Here is a 21,442-nt window from a genome sequence, read left to right as displayed (position 1 = left end):
CATGACGCACCCGGCGGAGCAGAAAATGCAGTTCTCAAAAATGCACGGCCTTGGCAACGACTTTATGGTTGTGGATGCCGTCACGCAAAACGTCTATTTCTCTCCAGAGCTGATCCGCCGCCTGGCCGATCGTCATCTGGGGATCGGCTTTGATCAGTTGCTGATCGTCGAACCGCCTTACGATCCCGATCTCGATTTTCACTACCGTATCTTCAACGCCGACGGCAGTGAAGTTGCGCAGTGCGGCAATGGCGCGCGCTGTTTTGCCCGCTTTGTGCGCCTGAAAGGGCTGACCAATAAAAGCGATATTCGCGTCAGTACGCAAAATGGCCGCATGGTGCTGAGCGTCAACCAGGATGAACTGGTGTGCGTGAATATGGGCGAGCCGAATTTTGAGCCGCAGCAAGTGCCGTTCCGCGCCAACAAAGCCGAATCTATCTATCTGATGCGCGCCGCTGAGCAAACGGTGATGTGCGGCGTAGTGTCGATGGGTAATCCTCACTGCGTGCTGCAGGTTGAAAGCATTCAGACCGCCACGGTCGAGGTCCTCGGACCGGTGCTGGAAAGCCACGAGCGCTTCCCGGAGCGCGTTAACGTCGGCTTTATGGAAGTGGTCAGCCGTGAACACATTCGCCTGCGCGTCTATGAACGCGGCGCGGGAGAAACCCAGGCCTGCGGCAGCGGCGCCTGTGCGGCGGTGGCGGTGGGAATTCAGCAGGCGCTGCTGAGCGATAAAGTGCGGGTCGACCTGCCTGGCGGCACGTTGCACGTCGCCTGGAAAGGTCCGGGGCATCCGCTGTACATGACCGGGCCAGCCACTCACGTTTACGACGGGTTTATTCATCTATGAAATATGTCGGGGAGCCACAGCAGGAAGAGAGCGAACTTCTGCTGGACGATCGCGCCGTCAGCGATTTTCTGCTGCAAAATCCAGACTTCTTTATTCGCAATGCGCGCCAGGTTGAACAGATGCTGGTACCGCACCCGGTGCGCGGCACCGTGTCGCTGGTCGAGTGGCAGCTGGCGCGCCAGCGCAACCATATCCAGCAGTTGGAAGAAGAGATTACGCTGCTGATGGAGCAGGCGAGCGCCAACCAGCAGCTGTTCGATCGGCTGTTTGCGCTGCAGGCGCAGCTGGCTTCGGCCCCGAGCCTGCATGAGATGCTGAATCGTCTGCACCGCTGGGCGCGTGAATTTGGGCTGGCCGGGGCGAACATCCGCCTGTTCAGTGAGAAATGGCATATCGGTGCGCCATCCGATTTCACCCAGCTGGCGTTGCCGCGTCAGGCTTTCGAATCCGTGCGCATTCAGCGTCTTGGCAAGCAGAATCACTATCTCGGCAGCCTCAACGGCCCTGAACTGCTGCTGCTGTTACCGCAGGCGAAAGCCATCGGTTCAGTCGCCCTGTCGCTGCTGGGCGAAGAGGGCGACCTCGGCGTGCTGATCTTCAGCAGCCGCGACAGCCAGCACTATCAGTCCGGGATGGGTACCGTCCTGCTCCAGCACCTGGCGCTAATGCTGCCGCAGCTGCTGTCGCGCTGGATTGAGCGCGTGTGAGCAGCGAATCGCCTCTGCAACCTGCCGTAGAGGGCTTCCTGCGTTACCTGAAGGTTGAGCGCCAGCTCAGCCCGCTGACCCAGATCAACTACCAGCGCCAGCTGACGGCAGTTATCGCCCTGCTGGACGAACTCAAGGTCAGCGACTGGCCGCGCCTCGATGCCGCGCTGGTACGTTCGCTGGCTGCACGCAGCAGCCGCAGCGGACTGAAACCCGCCAGCCTGGCGCTGCGCCTCTCTGCGCTGCGCAGTTTTCTTGACTGGCTGATTAGCCAGGGCGTGATTAAAGCGAACCCGGCGAAAGGGGTGGCGACGCCGCGTGCGCCGCGCCACCTGCCGAAAAATATTGATGTCGATGAAGTGGATCGCCTGCTGGAGATCGACCTTAACGATCCGCTGGCGGTGCGTGACCGGGCGATGCTGGAAGTGATGTACGGCGCAGGGCTGCGTCTGTCTGAACTGGTCGGTATCGACCTCGGTCATCTCGACCTCGCGACGGGTGAAGTCTGGGTGATGGGTAAAGGCAGCAAAGAGCGCCGCCTGCCGATTGGCCGCACGGCGGTGCTGTGGCTTGAACACTGGCTGGCGCTGCGCGAGCTGTTTGTACCCGAAGATAACGCGCTGTTCCTGGCGAAACAGGGCCGGCGTATCTCGGCGCGCAATGTACAGAAGCGCTTTGCCGAATGGGGCGTGAAGCAGGGGCTGTCGGGCCACGTACATCCGCACAAACTGCGCCACTCTTTTGCCACGCATATGCTGGAATCCAGCGGAGATTTGCGTGCGGTGCAGGAGCTGCTGGGTCATGCCAACCTGACCACCACCCAGATCTATACTCATCTCGACTTTCAACACCTGGCGTCGGTTTACGATGCTGCTCATCCCCGTGCGAAACGAGGAAAATCCTGATGCACTTTTACCGACCACTGCGCCCGATTGCGGCGATGACCTTCGATCTCGACGACACCCTGTATGACAACTCCCCGGTGATCCGTCGTACCACTAAAGAGTCCCACGCTGCGCTGCAGGCGCATCATCCTTTACTGAAGGATTACAGCGTTGAACAGTATCAGCAGGTGCGCGATCGCCTGCTGGCCGCCGAGCCGGAAATCTATCATGACGTTAGCGAATGGCGCCGCCGTGCGGTTGAGCAGGCGATGCTGGATGTCGGTATTGCTGCGACCCAGGCCGCCAGCGGCTCGCGCGAGGTGATGGACGTGTTCGCCCACTGGCGCAGCCAGATCGACATTCCTGAAGAGACGCACCAGACGCTGAGCGCGCTGGCCAAACGCATTCCGCTGGTGGCGATCACCAACGGTAACGCTGAACCGCATCTGTGCGGGCTGGATCACTACTTCCAGTTTGTGCTGCGTGCCGGTCCGGACGGGCGTGCTAAACCGTATCAGGATATGTATCAAACGGCGGCTGAAAAGCTGAATCTGCGTCCTGAGCAGATCCTGCATATCGGTGACGATCTCACCACCGATGTTGCCGGTGCGGTTCGCTGCGGGATGCAGGCGTGCTGGATTAACCTGCGTGAAGGGAATCTGATGCATATCGACGATACCCGCCTGCTTCCCACGCTGGAAATTTCGCAGTTGGCTTCTTTAACTGCGCTTGTATAATAAGCTGGTTAAATATCCAGTGGGTGGCCTGACGCCGCCCCCGATCTCCGACGGTGCCTATGGACGTTTCTGACCTGCTCGACAGCTTGAATGACAAACAACGCGAAGCCGTAGCCGCCCCGCGCAGCAACCTGCTGGTGCTGGCCGGTGCCGGCAGTGGTAAAACCCGCGTGCTGGTGCATCGCATTGCCTGGCTGATGGCGGTTGAAAACTGTTCTCCGTATTCGATCATGGCCGTCACCTTCACCAATAAAGCGGCGGCGGAGATGCGCCACCGCATCGAGCAGCTGATCGGCACCAGTCAGGGCGGCATGTGGATCGGGACCTTCCACGGCCTGGCGCACCGCCTGCTGCGTGCGCACCACCTCGATGCTAACCTGCCGCAGGATTTTCAGATCCTCGACAGTGAAGACCAGCTGCGCCTGCTTAAGCGCCTGATCAAGGCGATGAACCTTGATGAGAAGCAGTGGCCGGCCCGCCAGGGGATGTGGTACATCAACGGCAAAAAAGATGAAGGGCTGCGGCCGAAACATATTGAGAGCTACGGCAACCCGATTGAGCAGACCTGGCTGAGGATCTACCAGGCCTATCAGGAAGCCTGCGATCGCGCCGGGCTGGTGGACTTCGCCGAGCTGCTGCTGCGTGCACACGAGCTGTGGCTGAACAAGCCGCATATCCTTAATCACTACCGCGAGCGCTTCACCAATATTCTGGTGGACGAGTTCCAGGATACTAACAACATCCAGTACGCCTGGATCCGCATGCTGGCGGGCGACAGCGGCAAAGTAATTATCGTCGGCGATGATGACCAGTCAATCTACGGCTGGCGCGGGGCGCAGGTGGAAAATATCCAGCGTTTCCTCAACGATTTTCCCGGCGCGGAAACTATCCGTCTTGAGCAGAACTACCGCTCGACCAACAACATCCTTAAAGCCGCCAACACCCTGATCGCTAACAACAACGGGCGCCTGGGTAAAGAGCTGTGGACCGAAGACAGCGACGGTGAACCGATCGCCATTTACTGCGCGTTTAACGAGCTGGACGAAGCGCGCTTTGTGGTAAACCGCATTAAGGTGTGGATGGAGAACGGCGGCGCGCTGAACGACTGTGCCATTCTCTACCGCAGTAACGCCCAGTCGCGCGTGCTGGAAGAGGCGCTGCTGCAAACCAGCCTGCCTTACCGGATTTACGGCGGGATGCGCTTCTTCGAACGGCAGGAGATCAAAGATGCGCTGGCCTATCTGCGTCTGATCTCTAACCGCAACGATGACGCGGCATTTGAGCGCGTGGTAAATACGCCAACGCGCGGTATTGGCGACCGCACGCTGGATGTGGTGCGCCAGACTTCGCGCGAGCGCCAGCTGACGCTGTGGCAGGCTACGCGTGCGCTATTGCAGGAGAAAGCGCTGGCCGGGCGTGCTGCCTCCGCGCTGCAGCGCTTTATCGAACTGGTCGACTCGCTGGCGCAGGAAACGGTTGAGATGCCGCTGCACGTACAGACCGACCGGGTAATCAAAGACTCCGGCCTGTGGATCATGTACGAGCAGGAGAAAGGTGAGAAGGGCCAGGCGCGTATTGAGAACCTTGAGGAGCTGGTAAACGCCACGCGCCAGTATGCCTATCAGGATGAAGATGAAGATCTGATGCCGCTTCAGGCGTTCCTGTCCCATGCCGCGCTGGAAGCGGGTGAAGGCCAGGCTGACAAATGGCAGGATGCGGTGCAGCTGATGACCCTCCACTCGGCCAAAGGGCTGGAGTTTATGCAGGTGTTTATCGTCGGCATGGAAGAGGGGATGTTCCCGAGCCAGATGTCGCTGGATGAGGGCGGGCGGCTGGAGGAAGAGCGTCGTCTGGCCTACGTTGGCGTGACGCGTGCCATGCAAAAGCTGACCCTGACCTATGCGGAAACCCGACGTTTGTATGGCAAAGAGGTGTATCACCGTCCGTCGCGCTTTATCGGCGAGCTGCCGGAAGAGTGCATCGAGGAGGTTCGCCTGCGCGCCAGCGTTACCCGGCCGGTGAGTCATCAGCGCATGGGCACGCCGGTAGCACAAAACGACAGTGGCTTTGCCCTTGGTCAGCGCGTGCGCCACGCCAAGTTTGGTGAAGGGACTATCGTCAATCTGGAGGGCAGCGGCGAACACAGTCGTCTGCAGGTCGCGTTCCAGGGGCAGGGCATAAAGTGGCTGGTTGCGGCCTACGCGAAACTGGAAACAGTCTGATACTTTACGGGCGCGTGGCCTGCTTGACGGCTTTTTCGTCTCAGCGTAACATGCGCCCACCATTACCCTTAGAGGACACCCGCCTTGGACACACCCAGTACATACTGGCTCATTGACCTGCTCACCAGGTACAACTCCTAAGGCTATCCTCCTTTGCCGATAGCCTTCGTGGTTGTTGGCGACCCCCGTATATCGTCGCACTGAGTCAGTTTTGCTCGCTGACTGAAACGCTTGTTTCCCGTGTTCAACGCTTTGTCCCATTTGTTGTTACGAATTGGGAGTACAGCTATGCTGAGCGCATTTAAACTGCATCAAAACCGTCTGACCCGCCTTGAACTGGATGATGCTGATGCCAGTGAAGAGCTGACGGGGTCCGTTTGGGTCGACCTGATTGAACCTGAAGAAACCGAGCGTGACCGTGTGCAGACCGAACTGGGTCAGAGCCTTGCGACACGTCCTGAACTGGAAGATATCGAAGCCTCGGCGCGTTTCTTCGAAGACGAAGATGGCCTGCATATCCACTCCTTTTTCTTCTATGAGGATGCGGACGATCACGCGGGTAACTCCACCGTGGCGTTCACCATCCGCGAAGGGCGACTCTATACGCTGCGCGAGCGCGAGCTGCCGGCGTTCCGTCTCTACCGCATGCGCGCCCGCAATCAGACGCTAATCGACGGCAATGCCTTCGAGCTGCTGCTTGACCTGTTTGAAACCAAGATCGAACAGCTGGCGGATGAGATTGAAAATATCTACAGCGACCTGGAAAAGCTCAGCCGCGTGATTATGGAAGGGCAGCAGGGCGATGCCTTCGACGAAGCGCTGTCGACGCTGGCGGAGCTGGAAGATATTGGCTGGAAAGTGCGCCTGTGTCTGATGGATACCCAGCGCGCGCTTAACTTCCTGGTGCGCAAGGCCCGCCTGCCGGGTAACCAGCTGGAGCAGGCGCGCGAGATCCTGCGCGATATCGAATCCCTGCTGCCGCACAACGAGTCGCTGTTCCAGAAGGTCAACTTCCTGATGCAGGCGGCAATGGGCTTTATCAATATTGAGCAGAACCGCATTATCAAGATCTTCTCGGTGGTTTCGGTGGTGTTCCTGCCGCCAACGCTGGTGGCTTCCAGCTACGGGATGAACTTTGAATTTATGCCGGAGCTGAAGTGGAGCTTTGGCTATCCAGGGGCGATTACCCTGATGATCCTGGCGGGGCTGGCACCTTACGCCTACTTTAAGCGTAAAAACTGGCTGTAAGATAAGAGTAAAAACCCCGCGTTCAGCGGGGTTTGCTTACGTAGACAATTACTGGCAGCTTGAACGACCGGTTTTATTGTTAACTCATTATCAGTAAATAGCAGCACGACTCTGCTCATTAACCTCGCGCTGAGGTTAAGGCTGACGAGGCTTCTCATCAGACGCGGCATTTTGCCACGGTTAGGGATGGTTGATGCGGCGGGACGATGAATACAAGACGGGTCCTGGAGTGGCGCATTGCCTGATAGTGAGATGCGACAGGGTGAAGGTGACTGAGTGGAGAAAAGGAAAGAAAGATGGGATCGGGACCCCGCCTGGTCATTGTGAGATCCCTCTCCCGAACCGCTAATTAAATCAGCGGCTCAATCAATTGCAGCAGCGCTGCAATCAGGTTAAGTACCGCAGCAATAATTGCCAACATAACCCGCTCCTCCATCTCTGTGGAGCGCGACGTCACCACCGGTTTCGCCTCCCTTCGCCTGTACCTCCGGTGTTTCCATCTGTTGAGGAAGGATATGCCACGCTACCGTTTAAAGGCCCTGTCAGCACCACCTGTTACAGGCAGGACTTATTAGTTAATACACTGAATAAGCCAACACCAGGGATAAGGTCACGGCAGCAAGGTTAATCATAATTTCCTCAACCGCGTGATTATATCCCTGGAGATGAATTAAACAACGCTTGGATTGATTTAATTTTGCACAGATGATATTTTCCAATCGTTGAGGATCGATATGCCACGCAGGCTTCCCCGGTTTATCGGCAGAAGCCAAAAGTCAGAATTAAACCCCGCCACCAACGGGGTTTTTTTCTGCCCTGAATTCTTACGCCCTTCCTGGGCTGGCGCATCCCGGCGGTAACGCGTACTCTTTAACCTCTTCTTTCAATAGATAAAGTTTTACTCTATGGAACGCATTTCCCTGCACGGGCAGTGGGCGATTCTGCTTGGCGTCTCGCTGTTACTCGGTTTTATACTCCAGACTTTTCACGTACCGGCGGCGCTGCTGCTTGGCCCGATGATTGTTGGCGTGGTAATGGGGCTATGTGGTGCAACCATCCGCATTGATAAACGTATTTTCGTGCTGTGCCAGGCGGTACTGGGCTGCATGATCGCTCAGAGCCTGTCGCCATCTATCCTGCAGCCGCTGATTGCCGACTGGCCGATAGTGCTGGCGGTATTGATCCTGACGCTGGCGGCCAGTGCGCTCTCCGGGTTTTTACTGGTGCGCTTTAGTAGCCTGCCGGGGCCGACCGGGGCGTGGGGATCCTCCCCTGGCGGGGCATCCGCCATGGTGGCGATGGCAGGGGACTTTGGGGCTGATACCCGGCTGGTGGCATTTATGCAGTATCTGCGGGTACTGTTTGTCGCTACCGCTGCCGCCATTGTGGCGCGTATCGGCTTAGGCGACAGCGCACATGCGGCCGATACTGACTGGTTTCCCGCACTTGGCTCGCCGTTTGCCGCCACGATTGGCGTGATGCTGCTGGGCGCATTTCTCGGGCAAAAGTTTCGCATTCCTTCCGGCGCACTGCTGCTCCCGGCGATTATTGGCGCGACATTGCACTCCAGCGGAACGCTGAGTTTGCAGGTGCCGGAGTGGCTGCTGGCGCTGGCCTATGCGCTGATTGGCTGGACCGTCGGGCTGCGTTTTACCCGCCCGGTATTTCTGCTGGCGCTGCGCACGCTGCCGCAGATGGTGATATCGATAATTGGTCTGATGCTGCTGTGTGGCGCGATGGCATGGATGCTGACCAAAACGCTGCATGTCGATATGCTCACGGCCTATCTGGCAACCAGCCCCGGCGGGTTGGATACCGTGGCGATCATTGCGGCCGGCAGCCGGGTGGATATGGCGTTTGTGATGGCGATGCAGACGCTGCGTCTGTTTACCATTCTGTTCACCGGCCCGGCGCTGGCACGTTTTCTCTCGCGCTATGCGCGCAGCTGACTCAGCCAATCATATAGGTGGCCGTGGCGCTGGCGATATGCAGGCCCGCATCGTTATGCAGTTCGACGCGCGCCACCGACACTTTATTACCGCCGCGCAGCAGGCTGCTGCTGGCGATAAAGCGCTCACCGCGCCCCGGACGCAGGTAATCCACCCGTAAATCGATGGTGCCCATGCGCGATAATCGCTGGCGCAGCTCCTCTTCGGTAATACTCTCCTGGCGGGTCAGCGCGCTGGTGACGCACACCAGCCCGGCGGCGACATCCAGCACCGATGCAATCACCCCGCCGTGCAGGATCTTCTGCGCGGAGTTGCCGACCAGCATCGTCTGGTTGGCCAGGCTAAGCTCGGCGTAATCGGACTCCAGCCGGTCAAGTTCCAGCCCCAGGGCGCGGTTGAAGGGCATGTGGTAGACAAAAATTTCACCGATCAGGCGGCGGGCGGCAGCCTGATCCATAGGTACTGCTGACATTATCGGCTTTTCCTGTGATGCGTGCTGAGTAAAAGTCAGGTTAACGGAGTGTGTATATTATGCTTCGTTGTTAGTGCTTTCCACTTTCGAAAATGAGCACTAATCCCTCATGATTTTTCTGTGTAGAATGGCGTGCTTTTTATTCAATCATTCGCCTCTCTGGGAGAACCCTATGGCTCTGCTGAAAGGATTGCTGGCGTCAGCAATTCTGTTTCCTACATTAGTGCTGGCTCAGGAAGCCACGGTTAAAGTGATTCATGACCGTCCTGCGGTGAAGGGCAGTATTATTGCCAACATGCTGGAGAAACACGACAACCCGTTTGTCCTGTTGCCTTATGAAAGCAACTATCTGCTGTATACCGATACCAGCAACATAAATAAGGAAGCGATCGAGTCTTATAACTGGGACAAAACGAAACACGATGAAGTGAAGTTTCAGCTGAGCCTCGCATTCCCGCTGTGGCGCGGCATTCTCGGTGAAAACTCGGTGCTTGGCGCATCCTATACTCAGAAATCCTGGTGGCAGCTCTCTAACCGCAGTGCCTCTTCGCCGTTCCGCGAAACTGACTACGAGCCACAGGTCTTCCTCGGCTGGGCAACAGACTACAGCCTGGGCGGCTGGACGCTGCGCGATGTGGAAACCGGTGTGAACCATCAGTCCAACGGCCGCTCCGACCCAACCTCGCGCAGCTGGAACCGCGTCTATGCGCGTCTGATGGCGGAAAACGGCAACTGGCTGGTGGAAGTGAAACCCTGGTACCGTATTCCAGAAAATGAAAATAATGACGATAACCCGGATATCACTAAGTACATGGGGTATTATCGCCTGACGGTGGGATATCAGTGGGGCGAGAGCATCTTCAGCGTGAAGAGCCAGTATAACTGGAACAGCGGCTACGGCGGCGCTGAACTGGGCTGGAGCTACCCAATGACTGAGCATGTGCGTTTTTACACGCAGGTGTATAGCGGTTATGGTGAATCCCTGATCGATTACAATCATCGTCAAACGCGCGTCGGTGTCGGCGTGACGCTCAACGACCTCTTCTAAGGTCGCCGCTTACCGGGCAGGCACTGCCGCCCGGTTAAAAATTCAGTCACTTCAGATTTTGGGGACAATGTGTCTACGGCAGCAGTCATCAATAAAGAAACGCTGGCAGAGCAGGTATTACGCGATACCTTCGGCTACCAGCAGTTTCGTCCGGGGCAACAAACTATCATTCAGGAATCGCTTAACGGCCGCGACTGTCTGGTAGTCATGCCGACCGGCGGCGGAAAATCACTCTGTTATCAGATCCCGGCGCTGGTGCGCGAAGGGCTGACGCTGGTGGTGTCGCCGTTGATCTCGCTGATGAAAGACCAGGTGGACCAGCTGCTGGCAAACGGCGTGGCGGCAGCCTGCCTCAACTCGACGCAGAACCGTGAAGAGCAGCAGGAAGTGATGGCGGGCTGTCGTACTGGCCGCATCCGCCTGCTGTACATTGCGCCTGAACGTCTGATGATGGACAACTTCCTCGACCAGCTGACGCACTGCAATCCGGCCATGCTGGCGGTCGATGAAGCTCACTGTATCTCCCAGTGGGGCCACGATTTCCGTCCGGAGTATGGCGCTTTAGGCCAGCTGCGCCAGCGCCTGCCGGATGTGCCGGTGATGGCGCTGACCGCGACCGCCGATGAAACCACGCGTAACGATATTGCCCGCCTGTTACAGCTTGACGATCCGCTGATCCAGATCAGTAGCTTTGACCGCCCCAATATCCGCTACACGCTGGTGGAAAAATTCAAACCGACCGAACAGCTGCTGCGCTATGTGCAGGATCAGCGCGGTAAGTGCGGCATTATTTACTGTAACAGCCGGGCAAAAGTGGAAGACACCGCAGCCCGACTGCAAAGCCGTGGGCTCAGCGTCGGGGCTTATCATGCCGGAATGGATAACGCCCACCGTGCGCACGTGCAGGAAGCGTTTCAGCGCGACGATCTGCAAATCGTGGTGGCGACCGTCGCATTCGGCATGGGCATCAACAAACCCAACGTGCGCTTCGTGGTGCACTTTGATATCCCGCGTAATATTGAATCCTACTATCAGGAAACCGGCCGCGCCGGGCGTGACGGTTTGCCTGCTGAAGCGCTGCTGCTGTACGATCCGGCCGATATGGCCTGGTTACGTAAGTGCCTGGAAGAGAAAGCGCCAGGCCCGCTGCAGGATATCGAGCGCCATAAGCTGAATGCGATGGGCGCGTTTGCCGAAGCGCAAACCTGCCGCCGCCTGGTGCTGCTGAACTACTTCGGCGAAGGCCGTCAGCAGGCGTGCGACAACTGTGATATCTGCCTCGATCCGCCGCGCCGCTACGACGGACTGGTGGAGGCACAGAAAGCGCTGTCCTGCATTTACCGCGTGGGTCAGCGTTTCGGGATGGGCTATATCGTCGAGATCCTGCGCGGGGCCAACAACCAGCGCATCCGCGATATGCAGCATGATAAATTGCCAGTCTATGGCATTGGCCGCGAGCAGACGCACGAGCACTGGACCAGCGTGCTGCGCCAGCTCATTCACCTCGGTCTGGTGACGCAGAACATTGCGATGCACTCGGCGCTGCAGCTGACCGAAGCCGCCAGGCCAATTCTGCGCGGGGAAGCGCCGCTCCAGCTGGCGGTGCCGCGCCTGGTCAGCATCAAGCCGCGCAGCAGCAGCCAGAAGTCGTTCGGCGGCAACTATGATCGCAAGCTGTTTGCCAAACTGCGCAAGCTGCGTAAAGCGATTGCGGATGAAGCGAACGTGCCGCCATACGTGGTATTTAACGATGCGACGCTGATTGAAATGGCAGAGCAGATGCCGATTACCGCCTCAGAGATGCTGAGCGTGAACGGGGTCGGTCATAAGAAGCTGGAACGTTTTGGCAAGCCGTTCCTGGTGATGATCAAAGAACACGTCGACGGCGACGACGTGGAGTAATGGATACCGGCGGGCCAAGCGGAAAACGGTCGGCCTCTCCTGCACTTGCCGCGGGCGACATTTTTGCCGCCCGCCCCCAATTATTCAGGCCATTCTGCGCGCCGAAGCCAGCAGCGCACCCACCGCCATAAATAACCCACCAAACGTCCGGTTCAACAACTTCATCTGTTGCGGGCCTTTAATCCATACCGCAATGCGCGTCGCCAGCGTGGCGTAGCCAATCATCACAATGATATCGACCACCACCGTGGTGACGCCGAGCACCAGATACTGCATCGCCTGGGGCTGATGCGGAATAATGAACTGCGGGAACAGTGCGGCGAGGAAAATGATGCTCTTCGGGTTGGTCAGATTGACCAGCACTGCTCGGCGAAACAGCTTGCGGCGCGGCATCGCCTTCGCCACCGCGCCGAGATCAATCGCGCCGGATGAGCGCCACTGCTGAATACCCAGCCACACCAGATATGCGGCACCCGCCCACTTGAGAATTTCAAACGCCAGCACCGACTGAGAAAACAGCGCACCCAGCCCAACGCCGACCAGCACGATATGCAGCGAAAGCCCGACCTGCAGCCCGGCAATGGAGGCCACTGCACCGCGATAGCCGTGGCTAATGCCGGTACTCATGGTGTTAATCGCCCCGGAGCCGGGCGACAGGCTTAAAATGCTGGTTGTTAACAAATAGGTTAGCCACCATTCGATGGTCATGGGGTAAAGCTCCCTGAAAACGCTCAATTGTGACACAATACGACATTGTTGAACGTTGCGCTATGGGTAACAATGTCCGCTGCCCGCAGTTTGTCTCTTCTGGAAAACGCCCGATGGAACATCTTAAAAACAGCTGGCTGACGCGGGAGAGAGCCTTCGCCGCTTTTGCCACCGGCCCGCTGCTGGATTTCTGGAAGCAGCGTGAAGAGGGTGAGTTTACCGGCGTGGAAAACGTGCCGATCCGCTATGTCCGCTTCATCTCCCCGCAACACGATAAAGTTATTTTGCTGTGTCCCGGCCGGATTGAAAGCTATGTGAAATATCCCGAGTTGGCCTACGACCTGTTCCACAGTGGGTACGACGTGGTGATTATCGACCATCGTGGCCAGGGGCGCTCCGGCAGGCTTCTTGCTGATTCGCATCGCGGACACGTGGTGGAATTTGAAGATTACGTCGACGATCTGGAAACCCTGTATCTGAAAGAGATCGTCGCACGCCACTATCGTCACCGCTACGCGCTGGCCCACTCGATGGGCGGGGCGATCCTCGCGCTGATGCTGGCGCGCCAGCCAGCAGCCTTCGACGCGGTGGCGCTGGCATCGCCGATGTTCGGCATCTATCTGCCGATGCCGCTGTGGATGGCGCATCAGATCCTTAACTGGGCGGAGAAACGCCCGGCGGTGCGCGATGGCTATGCGCTCGGCACCGGGAAATGGCATGCGCGCCCCTTTGCCATCAACGAGCTGACGCACAGCCGCGAACGCTATCGCCGTAATCTGCGCTTCTACGCTGACGACCCGGGGCTGCGCGTCGGCGGACCCACTTATCACTGGGTGCGTGAAGGCGTGCGCGCCGGGCAGAGCATCCTCAGCCAGGCCGCGCAGATTGCCACGCCGCTGCTGCTGCTGCAGGCATCAGAGGATAAGGTGGTGGATAACCGCGCTCAGGATCTGTTCTGTCAGACGATGGTGGCGGCAGGCCAGCCCTGTGCCGGCGGCAAACCGTTGGTGATTGACGGTGCCCGGCACGAGATCCTGTTTGAGAGCGACCGCATGCGTGCCGAAGCGCTGGAGGCGATCCTCACCTTCTTTGCACGCCACCCGTAAGTGGCCAGTATTCAGTGACCGGCGGGGAGTCCCGCCAGAAAATGTTAACCAGAGGTTTTATGTTCCATATTGTTGCTTCAGACCTGGATGGCACGCTGCTGTCACCGGATCACACCCTTTCTCCTTTTGCGCGCGAAACGCTACAGCTGCTGACGCGTAAAGGCGTGCACTTTGTCTTCGCCACCGGTCGTCACTACATTGATGTGGCGCAGATGCGCGACAGCCTCGGCATCGACGCTTACATGATCACCTCAAACGGCGCGCGCGTGCACAACACCGCCGGTGAGCTGGTGTTCAGCCATAATCTGGATGAAGATATCGCGCAAGAGCTGTTTGCCATGCAGCACGCCAACCCGGATATCTACACCAACGTCTATCGCGATGAAGAGTGGTTTCTTAACCGCCATCGTCCGGAAGAGGTGGATTTCTTCCGCGAATCAGACTTTAACTACCAGATTTTTCAGCCGGGCCAGCTGCAGACCGACGGCATCAGCAAGGTGTTCTTTACCTGCGCGATCCCCGAGATGCTGGTGCCGCTGGAGCAGGCGCTGATGGCGCGCTGGGGCGACCGGGTAAATGTCAGCTTCTCGCTGCCGACCTGTCTGGAAGTGATGGCGGGCGGCGTGTCGAAAGGACATGCGCTGGATGCGGTTTCAAAATCGCTCGGCTATTCGCTGCAGGAGTGCATCGCCTTTGGTGACGGCATGAACGATAAAGAGATGCTGAGCATGGCGGGTAAGGGCTGCGTGATGAGCAACTCGCATCAGCGCCTGAAGGATATTTTGCCGGAGCTGGAAGTGATTGGTTCAAATGCCGATCTGGCGGTGCCGAAGTATCTGCGCGAGCTGTTTAACGTCTAAGCTTTTAAAACGGGTCAGGCATGCCTGACCCCTACGTTTTATCGTCCTAAAAAATGCACCGCTTTATCCGGGAAGTCGGTAAACAGCCCGTCGACGCCGGCCTTGTGGTACAGCAGGTCATACAGCTGGTCGACATCACTGACATACGGCGGCAGCCGATCGGCGCGCACGGTGTAAGGGTGCACCACCATCTTATTCAGATGCGCTTCTTTAACCATGTCGGTGACGCGCACGTCGCCGCGCTGTGATCCGTCCGCTATCAGCATGTGGTAATCCGGCCCGATACCGTCGGCATACTGTGCAATCGTCTTCATCGCACCCGGTTTAAACATCCAGTCGTAGCTGTAATTTACCCACTTGCCGTTCTGCTGCTCCTGGGTTTCATCCCATTTGGTATAGGCAATCAGCTGCACCAGCTTGAGGTTCATCGCGCGCTGCGGTTCCAGCTCGGTTTTGATGCGCTTCACTTCGTTATAGTCAAAGCACTGCAGATAAACCTTATCGTCCTTGCCGCTATAACCATACTGTTTCAGCACATCCAGCACCTTCGCCGAGATGTCTTTGCCCTCCTTACGATGGAACCACGGTGCTTTGATCTCGGTATAGATACCGATGTTCTTGCCGGTAGAGTGGTTCAGACCCTGGATAAACTCCAGCTCCTCCTCGAAGGTGTGCACGCGGAAGTCCGATTTTCCCATCGGGAAACGTCCTGGGAAGGTCTGTACTTTTTTGCCGTTCTCAATCTCAAACCCTTCGCTGAACTTCAGGCTTTTAATCTCGGCCAGCGTAAAGTCGATGGCGTAATAGCGCCCGTCTGCGCGGGCACGCTGTGGGAAGCGCGTGGCAACATCGGTGACGCGATCGAGGTAGTGGTCATGCAGCACCACCAGACGATCGTCTTTGGTCATCACCAGATCCTGCTCAAGATAATCGGCACCCTGGGCGTAGGCCATCGCCTTCGCCGGCAGCGAATGTTCCGGCAGATACCCGCTGGCACCGCGATGGGCAATCACGATGGGTGCGGTACTCGCGGCCGTAGCCGCGAGAGAGGTCGAAAGCAGTAAAGTTGCGATAACGTTTTTCAACATAATGGCGTCTCCTTTCAGCGAGTTTTCAGTGCCTGCTTGTGTTTGTTCTCACTTACCATGGTCATAAACAGCAGGATCACTGCCAGTACGCAGCCGCCGATCATCACCATAAAGCCGCCGTCCCAGCCGAAGAAGTCCACGGTGTAACCGACGATGGCACTGGCCGCGACGGAACCGCCGAGGTAGCCAAACAGCCCGGTGAATCCGGCCGCCGTCCCTGCCGCTTTCTTCGGTGCCAGCTCCAGGGCATGCAGGCCAATCAGCATCACTGGGCCGTAGATCAGGAAGCCGATAATCGTCATACACGCCATATCAACGCCCGGATTGCCGGCCGGGTTCATCCAGTACACCACGGTGGCAATCGTCACCAGTACCATAAAGAACACGCCGGTGGCACCGCGATTGCCCTTGAAGACTTTATCCGACATCCAGCCGCACAGCAGCGTCCCTGGAATACCGGCGTACTCGTAGAAGAAGTAGGCCCACGAAGATTTATCCAGCGTGAAGTGCTTCACCTCTTTCAGGTAGGTCGGTGACCAGTCGAGGATGCCGTAACGCAGCAGATAGACGAACACGTTCGCCAGCGCGATATACCACAGCAGCTTGTTGGGCAGGATGTACTGCATAAAGATCTGTTTCGCCGTCAGCTCTTCTTCATGCTTTTCATCATAGTCCGGCGGATAGTCGTTCTTATACTCTTCAATCGGCGGCAGGCCGCAGGATTGAGGGGTGTCACGCATTAAAGCAAAGGCAAAGATGGCGATAAGAATGGCGCCAAAGGCAGGCATATACAGCGCGGCTTTCCAGTCGTTAAACCACGCCATCCCCAGCAGGAACAGCAGTGGAGGGATCCCGCCGCCAACGTTGTGCGCGCAGTTCCACACCGACACGATACCGCCGCGCTCTTTTTGCGACCACCAGTGCACCATGGTGCGTCCGCACGGTGGCCAGCCCATTCCCTGGAACCAGCCGCACAGGAACAGCAGCACGAACATCACCATAATGCTCGACGTCGCCCACGGCACGAAGCCCATAAACAGCATCACCACCGCGGCCAGGATCAAGCCAGCAGGCAGAAATACGCGCGGGTTTGAGCGGTCCGATACCGAACCCATAATAAATTTGGAGAAGCCGTAAGCAATGGAGATCCCGGACAGGGCAAAGCCGAGGTCGCCGCGCGAAAAGCCCTGCTCAACCAGGTAAGGCATTGCCAGTGCGAAATTCTTTCGCACCAGATAGTAGGCGGCGTAGCCAAAGAAAATACCCAGAAAGATCTGCCAGCGCAGTTTGCGGTACAGCGGATCGACGCGGCTGTCATCGACACGCGGTTGATGTGCAGCAGGTTTGAAAATACTTAGCATGTAAACGGCCTCCCGTGGCTTATAAAACTGACACCCTGATGGATGTTCAGCAAAAGGAACAAAATCCGGCCAGTGCAGGGTTAAATGTTCCATTTCGCGCACAGCCTAGTGGTTATCAGCACAAAGGACTGTGAAGAAGGGCGCAGATGTTACACTTTTATGACAAAGTGGCTATATGTGCATCACAAAATGATGAAATATTTTCGCAATGAAACGATAAAGCGTGATGACTATCACGTTTTGAGCGAGAGGGGATGCTGCTGTGTTCGTTTGGTGAGTGGTTATGTTCTAAATGGAAGATATGAGGAAGGGAAGATAAATGCGATTAACGCAGTCGGGCGTTAATCGCATCAGGCGTTAAGCCTGCGCTTTAGGTTTGGCCGGGCGAATTTTCATCGTCAGGCCTTTGAGGAAGTTACGCAGGATCTGATCGCCACATTCGCGGTAGTTTTTATGCCCCGGTTTACGGAAGATCGCGCCGATCTCTGACTGACCTACCGCAAAATCGGTGCTTTTCAGCAGCTCAATAATGTCGGTGGTTTTCAGGTCGAATGCCACGCGCAGCTTTTTCATCATGATGTTGTTGGTCATCTTGCGTTCGATAGAGGGCGCCGGGGCATCTTCGCTTTTGCCGCGACGCTCGAAAATCAGACCGTTGAGAAAGTAACCCATGATGACATCCGGGCAGGCGCGAAAACCGGGCTCTTCCTCTTTCTTCAGGAAGCTGGCAACTTCGGCTTCTGTTACTTCGCTCTCTGCCAGCGCCAGAATGCTTACCACTTTCGCATCGCTTAAATTCAGCATGTAACGCACGCTGCGCAGGACATCATTATTCGTCATAGGAACTCTCTTTCATTGAAACCATAGCAATGAGCGCATTATAGAGACAATTCGTGAGTTAAACAGGAAAAACCGCCAGCGGCAGGCTGGCGATGGTGTTACAGAGGATTGATCGCGGATAACGGCGTGCCGGGGCGTGAAGCGTCACGCACCAGCGGCAGGTGATCGCAGGCGTGCTGACGGGCGGAACGGATAAATGCCTCCACGATTGGCTGGCGCTGTTCGCCGTCGCGCACGGCGGCATATAGCCTGCTCCACAGGCCGTCCCCTAACGTTTTCGTCACCACCAGCCCCTGGTGTTCAAAACTTTCTACCACCCAGTGCGGCAGTGCGGCAATGCCCATCTGCGCGGAAACCATCTGAATCAGCAGCAGCGTATTATCGACGTTTTTCAGCGCCGGGCTGATCCCCGCGGGCTGCAGGAAATGGCGCCAGATATCCAGGCGCTGGCGCTGTACCGGGTAGATCATCAGCACTTCACTGGCCAGATCCTCCGGCGTGATGTGATCCTTCTGTGCCAGTGGGTGATCCGGGGCCAGCACCAGGCGTACCTCAAAATCAAACATCGGCGTATAGAACAATCCGCTGCGCGGCAGAATATCTGAGGTCAGGACGATATCCAGCTCGCCCTGCTGTAAAGCGGGCTGTGGATCAAAGGTCACGCCCGACTTGAAGTCCATTACGACCTGCGGCCAGCTCTGACGGAAGTTATTCAGCGCGGGCGTCAGCCACTGAATACAGCTGTGACACTCAATGGCAATGCGCAACGTGGTCTGATGCGGCTCGTGGCATGCCTGAAGCGCGTGCTGGATCTGCGGCAATACCTGCTCTGCCAGCTGAAGCAGGATCTCCCCCTGTGGCGTAAAGCGCAGCGGCTGGCTTTTTCGCACAAACAGGCGAAAGCCAAGGCGCTGCTCCAGATCGCTGAACTGGTGAGATAACGCTGATTGCGTCTGGTGGAGCTGAGCGGCAGCGGCGGCCAGCGACCCGGTATTTCGCAGTGCCTGCAGCGTTCGCAGGTGCTTGAGTTCGATCATGAGAGTCCTTCACATCGACAGTGAACATTTTGCGCTTGTGGTGAATACACTACCTGCGGATTATAGCGGTGTAAACATCTGGATGGCTAAATGAGTCAGCCAGCCCGGTAAAAATGGATTCTACGAGGCAAAACTGATGACTATTCTGAACCATACACTTGGATTTCCGCGTGTCGGTCTGCGCCGCGAACTGAAAAAAGCACAGGAAAGCTACTGGGCGGGTAACAGCTCTCAGGAAGCGCTGTTAGCGACCGGTCGTGAACTGCGCGCCCGCCACTGGCAGCAGCAGAAAGAGGCCGGTGTTGACCTGCTGCCGGTCGGCGATTTCGCTTGGTACGATCACGTCCTGACGACCAGCCTGCTGCTGGGGAACGTTCCGGCGCGCCATCTCAATAAAGACGGTTCAGTTGACCTCGACACCCTGTTTCGCCTGGGCCGTGGCCGTGCACCCGGCGGTGAACCGGCGGCGGCGGCAGAAATGACCAAATGGTTTAACACCAACTATCACTACATGGTGCCGGAATTTGTGCAGGGCCAACAGTTCAAGCTGAGCTGGACTCAGCTGCTGGACGAAGTGGATGAAGCGCTGGCGCTTGGACACAAAATCAAACCCGTGCTGCTTGGCCCGGTAACCTATTTATGGCTGGGGAAAGTGAAGGGCGCCGCGTTTGACCGCCTGAACCTGCTCAAAGCGATCCTGCCGGTTTACCAGCAGGTGCTGGCTGAGCTGGCAAAACGCGATATCGAGTGGGTGCAGATTGACGAACCTGCTCTGGCGCTGGAACTGCCAGCCGAATGGCTTGCGGCCTTCAAACCTGCTTATGCTGCATTGCAGGGCCATACCAGACTGCTGCTGACCACCTACTTCGACAGCATCGGCCAGAATATCGATACCATTCGCGTACTGCCGGTGCAGGGCCTGCATGTGGACCTGGTGCACGGTAAAGACGATATCAACGCGCTGAACCGCCAGCTTCCGGCGAGCTGGCTGCTGTCGGTTGGGGTGATCAATGGCCGTAACGTCTGGCGTGCCGACCTCAGCCGCTGGTTTGAGCGCCTGCAACCGCTTGTCGCCGCCCGTAAGCAGCTGTGGATTGGCTCTTCCTGCTCGCTGCTGCACAGCCCGATTGACCTGAGCGTGGAGACCCGCCTCGATGACGAGGTCAAAAGCTGGTTCGCCTTTGCCCTGCAGAAATGCGCAGAGCTGTCGCTGTTGAGCCATGCGCTAAATAACAGTGACCCGGCCTCGCTGGAAGCCTGGAGCGCCCCAATCCGCGCCCGGAAATTCTCGACCCGAGTGCACAATCCGGCAGTAGGCCAGCGCCTGGCGGCAATAACCGCTCAGGACAGCCAGCGTAATCACCGCTATGCGGTGCGCGCGGAGGCTCAGCGCCAGCGCTTCCAGCTGCCTGCCTGGCCCACCACCACCATCGGTTCGTTCCCGCAGACCAGCGAAATTCGTGGCCTGCGCCTCGATTTTAAGCAGGGGCGTCTGGATGCTAACCACTACCGCACCGGTATCGCTGAGCACATCAAGCAGGCGATTGTCGAGCAGGAGCGCCTGGGGTTGGACGTGCTGGTCCACGGGGAAGCCGAGCGCAACGACATGGTGGAGTACTTTGGGGAAAACCTCGACGGCTTCATCTTTACGCAAAATGGCTGGGTGCAGAGCTACGGCTCACGCTGTGTGAAGCCACCGGTGATTATTGGCGACGTCAGCCGCCCGCAGGCCATCACCGTGGAGTGGGCAAAGTATGCCCAGTCGCTGACCAACAAGCCGGTGAAAGGTATGCTGACCGGTCCGGTGACCATTCTCTGCTGGTCATTCCCGCGTGAAGACGTTTCGCGTGAAACCATCGCTAAGCAGATTGCCCTGGCGCTGCGTGATGAAGTGGCAGACCTGGAAAAAGCGGGAATTGGCATCATCCAGATTGATGAGCCAGCGCTGCGAGAAGGGCTGCCGCTGCACAAATCCGATTGGGCCGCCTACCTGGAGTGGGCAGTGGACGCTTTCCGCCTGAACGCCGCCGTGGCGCAGGATGACACTCAGATCCACACCCACATGTGCTACTGCGAGTTCAACGACATTATGGATTCGATCGCTGCGCTGGACGCCGACGTGATCACCATTGAAACCTCACGGTCCGATATGGAGCTGCTGGAGTCGTTCGAAGAATTTGAGTACCCGAATGAGATTGGCCCGGGCGTGTACGACATTCACTCGCCGAACGTGCCGTCGATAGAGTGGATAGAAGCGCTGCTGCTGAAAGCGGCTCAGCGCATCCCGACTGAACGTCTGTGGGTTAACCCGGACTGCGGCCTGAAAACCCGTGGCTGGGCTGAAACCCGCCAGGCGCTGGCGAACATGGTACAGGCGGCGCAAAACCTGCGTAACGCCAAAGCGTAATTATCTGTGTTGTTGA

18 protein-coding genes are annotated in these 21,442 nt (G+C 57.5%); 12 read left to right on the top strand and 6 right to left on the bottom strand.

Annotation, left to right across the window (positions count from 1 at the left end; translation table 11 throughout):
* Positions 1–25: 25 nt before the first annotated feature.
* From dapF to QLG07_RS12540, 7 genes are all read left to right on the top strand, one after another.
* Complete coding sequence (dapF, locus tag QLG07_RS12570) at positions 26–850, top strand: diaminopimelate epimerase (RefSeq protein ID WP_282469323.1); 825 nt, start codon at positions 26–28, stop codon at positions 848–850.
* The gene (locus tag QLG07_RS12565) at positions 847–1,557 is read left to right on the top strand and encodes a DUF484 domain-containing protein (protein ID WP_282469322.1); all 711 of its coding nucleotides are present in this window, start codon (positions 847–849) and stop codon (positions 1,555–1,557) included. The genes dapF and QLG07_RS12565 overlap by 4 nt, the downstream gene beginning before the upstream one ends.
* On the top strand, positions 1,554–2,462 hold the full coding sequence (gene xerC, locus QLG07_RS12560) for a tyrosine recombinase XerC (RefSeq protein ID WP_282469321.1): 909 nt from the start codon (positions 1,554–1,556) through the stop codon (positions 2,460–2,462). The genes QLG07_RS12565 and xerC overlap by 4 nt, the downstream gene beginning before the upstream one ends.
* The gene (yigB, locus tag QLG07_RS12555; RefSeq protein WP_133622252.1) at positions 2,462–3,178 is read left to right on the top strand and encodes a 5-amino-6-(5-phospho-D-ribitylamino)uracil phosphatase YigB; all 717 of its coding nucleotides are present in this window, start codon (positions 2,462–2,464) and stop codon (positions 3,176–3,178) included. Before xerC ends, yigB begins: the two co-directional genes overlap by 1 nt.
* Before the next feature lie 59 nt (positions 3,179–3,237).
* A complete protein-coding gene (uvrD, locus tag QLG07_RS12550; RefSeq protein WP_282469320.1) occupies positions 3,238–5,400 on the top strand; it encodes a DNA helicase II in 2,163 nt (720 codons plus the stop codon).
* A 288-nt stretch (positions 5,401–5,688) separates the two neighbouring features.
* On the top strand, positions 5,689–6,648 hold the full coding sequence (gene corA / locus QLG07_RS12545; protein ID WP_048914369.1) for a magnesium/cobalt transporter CorA: 960 nt from the start codon (positions 5,689–5,691) through the stop codon (positions 6,646–6,648).
* 905 nt (positions 6,649–7,553) lie between these two features.
* Positions 7,554–8,597 (top strand): AbrB family transcriptional regulator, encoded by a 1,044-nt coding sequence (locus QLG07_RS12540; RefSeq protein WP_048914370.1) that lies wholly within the window; start codon positions 7,554–7,556, stop codon positions 8,595–8,597.
* A gap of 1 nt (position 8,598) precedes the next feature.
* On the opposite strand, the gene QLG07_RS12535 is transcribed toward QLG07_RS12540, so the two are convergent.
* A complete protein-coding gene (locus tag QLG07_RS12535) occupies positions 8,599–9,069 on the bottom strand; it encodes a thioesterase family protein (RefSeq protein ID WP_099753792.1) in 471 nt (156 codons plus the stop codon).
* Between the two features lie 172 nt (positions 9,070–9,241).
* Between QLG07_RS12535 and pldA the strand changes: the two genes are divergently transcribed.
* Together pldA and recQ are read left to right on the top strand one after the other, a co-directional pair.
* Complete coding sequence (gene pldA / locus QLG07_RS12530) at positions 9,242–10,117, top strand: phospholipase A (RefSeq protein WP_048914372.1); 876 nt, start codon at positions 9,242–9,244, stop codon at positions 10,115–10,117.
* A gap of 69 nt (positions 10,118–10,186) precedes the next feature.
* The gene (gene recQ / locus QLG07_RS12525; protein ID WP_048914373.1) at positions 10,187–12,019 is read left to right on the top strand and encodes an ATP-dependent DNA helicase RecQ; all 1,833 of its coding nucleotides are present in this window, start codon (positions 10,187–10,189) and stop codon (positions 12,017–12,019) included.
* Positions 12,020–12,103: 84 nt separating this feature from the next.
* Here the strand turns inward: recQ and rhtB are convergent, their stop codons facing one another.
* The gene (gene rhtB / locus QLG07_RS12520) at positions 12,104–12,727 is read right to left on the bottom strand and encodes a homoserine/homoserine lactone efflux protein (protein ID WP_048914374.1); all 624 of its coding nucleotides are present in this window, start codon (positions 12,725–12,727) and stop codon (positions 12,104–12,106) included.
* 113 nt (positions 12,728–12,840) lie between these two features.
* Here rhtB and pldB point away from each other — a divergent pair, with 113 nt between their 5' ends.
* On the top strand, positions 12,841–13,833 hold the full coding sequence (gene pldB / locus QLG07_RS12515; protein WP_187498079.1) for a lysophospholipase L2: 993 nt from the start codon (positions 12,841–12,843) through the stop codon (positions 13,831–13,833).
* 59 nt (positions 13,834–13,892) lie between these two features.
* Entirely contained in the window at positions 13,893–14,693 is an 801-nt protein-coding gene (yigL, locus tag QLG07_RS12510; RefSeq protein ID WP_282469319.1) for a sugar/pyridoxal phosphate phosphatase YigL, read from the top strand.
* A gap of 38 nt (positions 14,694–14,731) precedes the next feature.
* Here yigL and glpQ read toward each other — a convergent pair whose 3' ends face one another.
* The 4 genes from glpQ to metR all read right to left on the bottom strand — a co-directional run bounded on the left by glpQ (position 14,732) and on the right by metR (position 19,019).
* Positions 14,732–15,784: a glycerophosphodiester phosphodiesterase gene (gene glpQ, locus QLG07_RS12505; protein WP_099753790.1), complete on the bottom strand. Its 1,053-nt coding sequence runs from the start codon at positions 15,782–15,784 to the stop codon at positions 14,732–14,734.
* 11 nt (positions 15,785–15,795) lie between these two features.
* Positions 15,796–17,142 (bottom strand): glycerol-3-phosphate transporter, encoded by a 1,347-nt coding sequence (gene glpT / locus QLG07_RS12500; RefSeq protein WP_048914380.1) that lies wholly within the window; start codon positions 17,140–17,142, stop codon positions 15,796–15,798.
* 357 nt (positions 17,143–17,499) lie between these two features.
* The gene (locus tag QLG07_RS12495) at positions 17,500–17,982 is read right to left on the bottom strand and encodes a DUF1456 family protein (protein ID WP_048914381.1); all 483 of its coding nucleotides are present in this window, start codon (positions 17,980–17,982) and stop codon (positions 17,500–17,502) included.
* 98 nt (positions 17,983–18,080) lie between these two features.
* Positions 18,081–19,019: an HTH-type transcriptional regulator MetR gene (gene metR / locus QLG07_RS12490; protein WP_048914382.1), complete on the bottom strand. Its 939-nt coding sequence runs from the start codon at positions 19,017–19,019 to the stop codon at positions 18,081–18,083.
* Between the two features lie 136 nt (positions 19,020–19,155).
* On the opposite strand from metR, the gene metE reads away from it, so the two are divergent.
* Positions 19,156–21,426: a 5-methyltetrahydropteroyltriglutamate--homocysteine S-methyltransferase gene (gene metE, locus QLG07_RS12485; protein WP_282469318.1), complete on the top strand. Its 2,271-nt coding sequence runs from the start codon at positions 19,156–19,158 to the stop codon at positions 21,424–21,426.
* The last annotated feature ends 16 nt before the right edge of the window (positions 21,427–21,442 follow it).

The organism is Erwinia sp. V90_4, from assembly GCF_029967685.1.
GTDB classification, from domain to species: domain Bacteria; phylum Pseudomonadota; class Gammaproteobacteria; order Enterobacterales; family Enterobacteriaceae; genus Erwinia; species Erwinia aphidicola.
The sequence above is the reverse complement of the archived record's forward strand: the minus strand, read 5'-3'. Positions and strand labels throughout refer to the sequence as shown.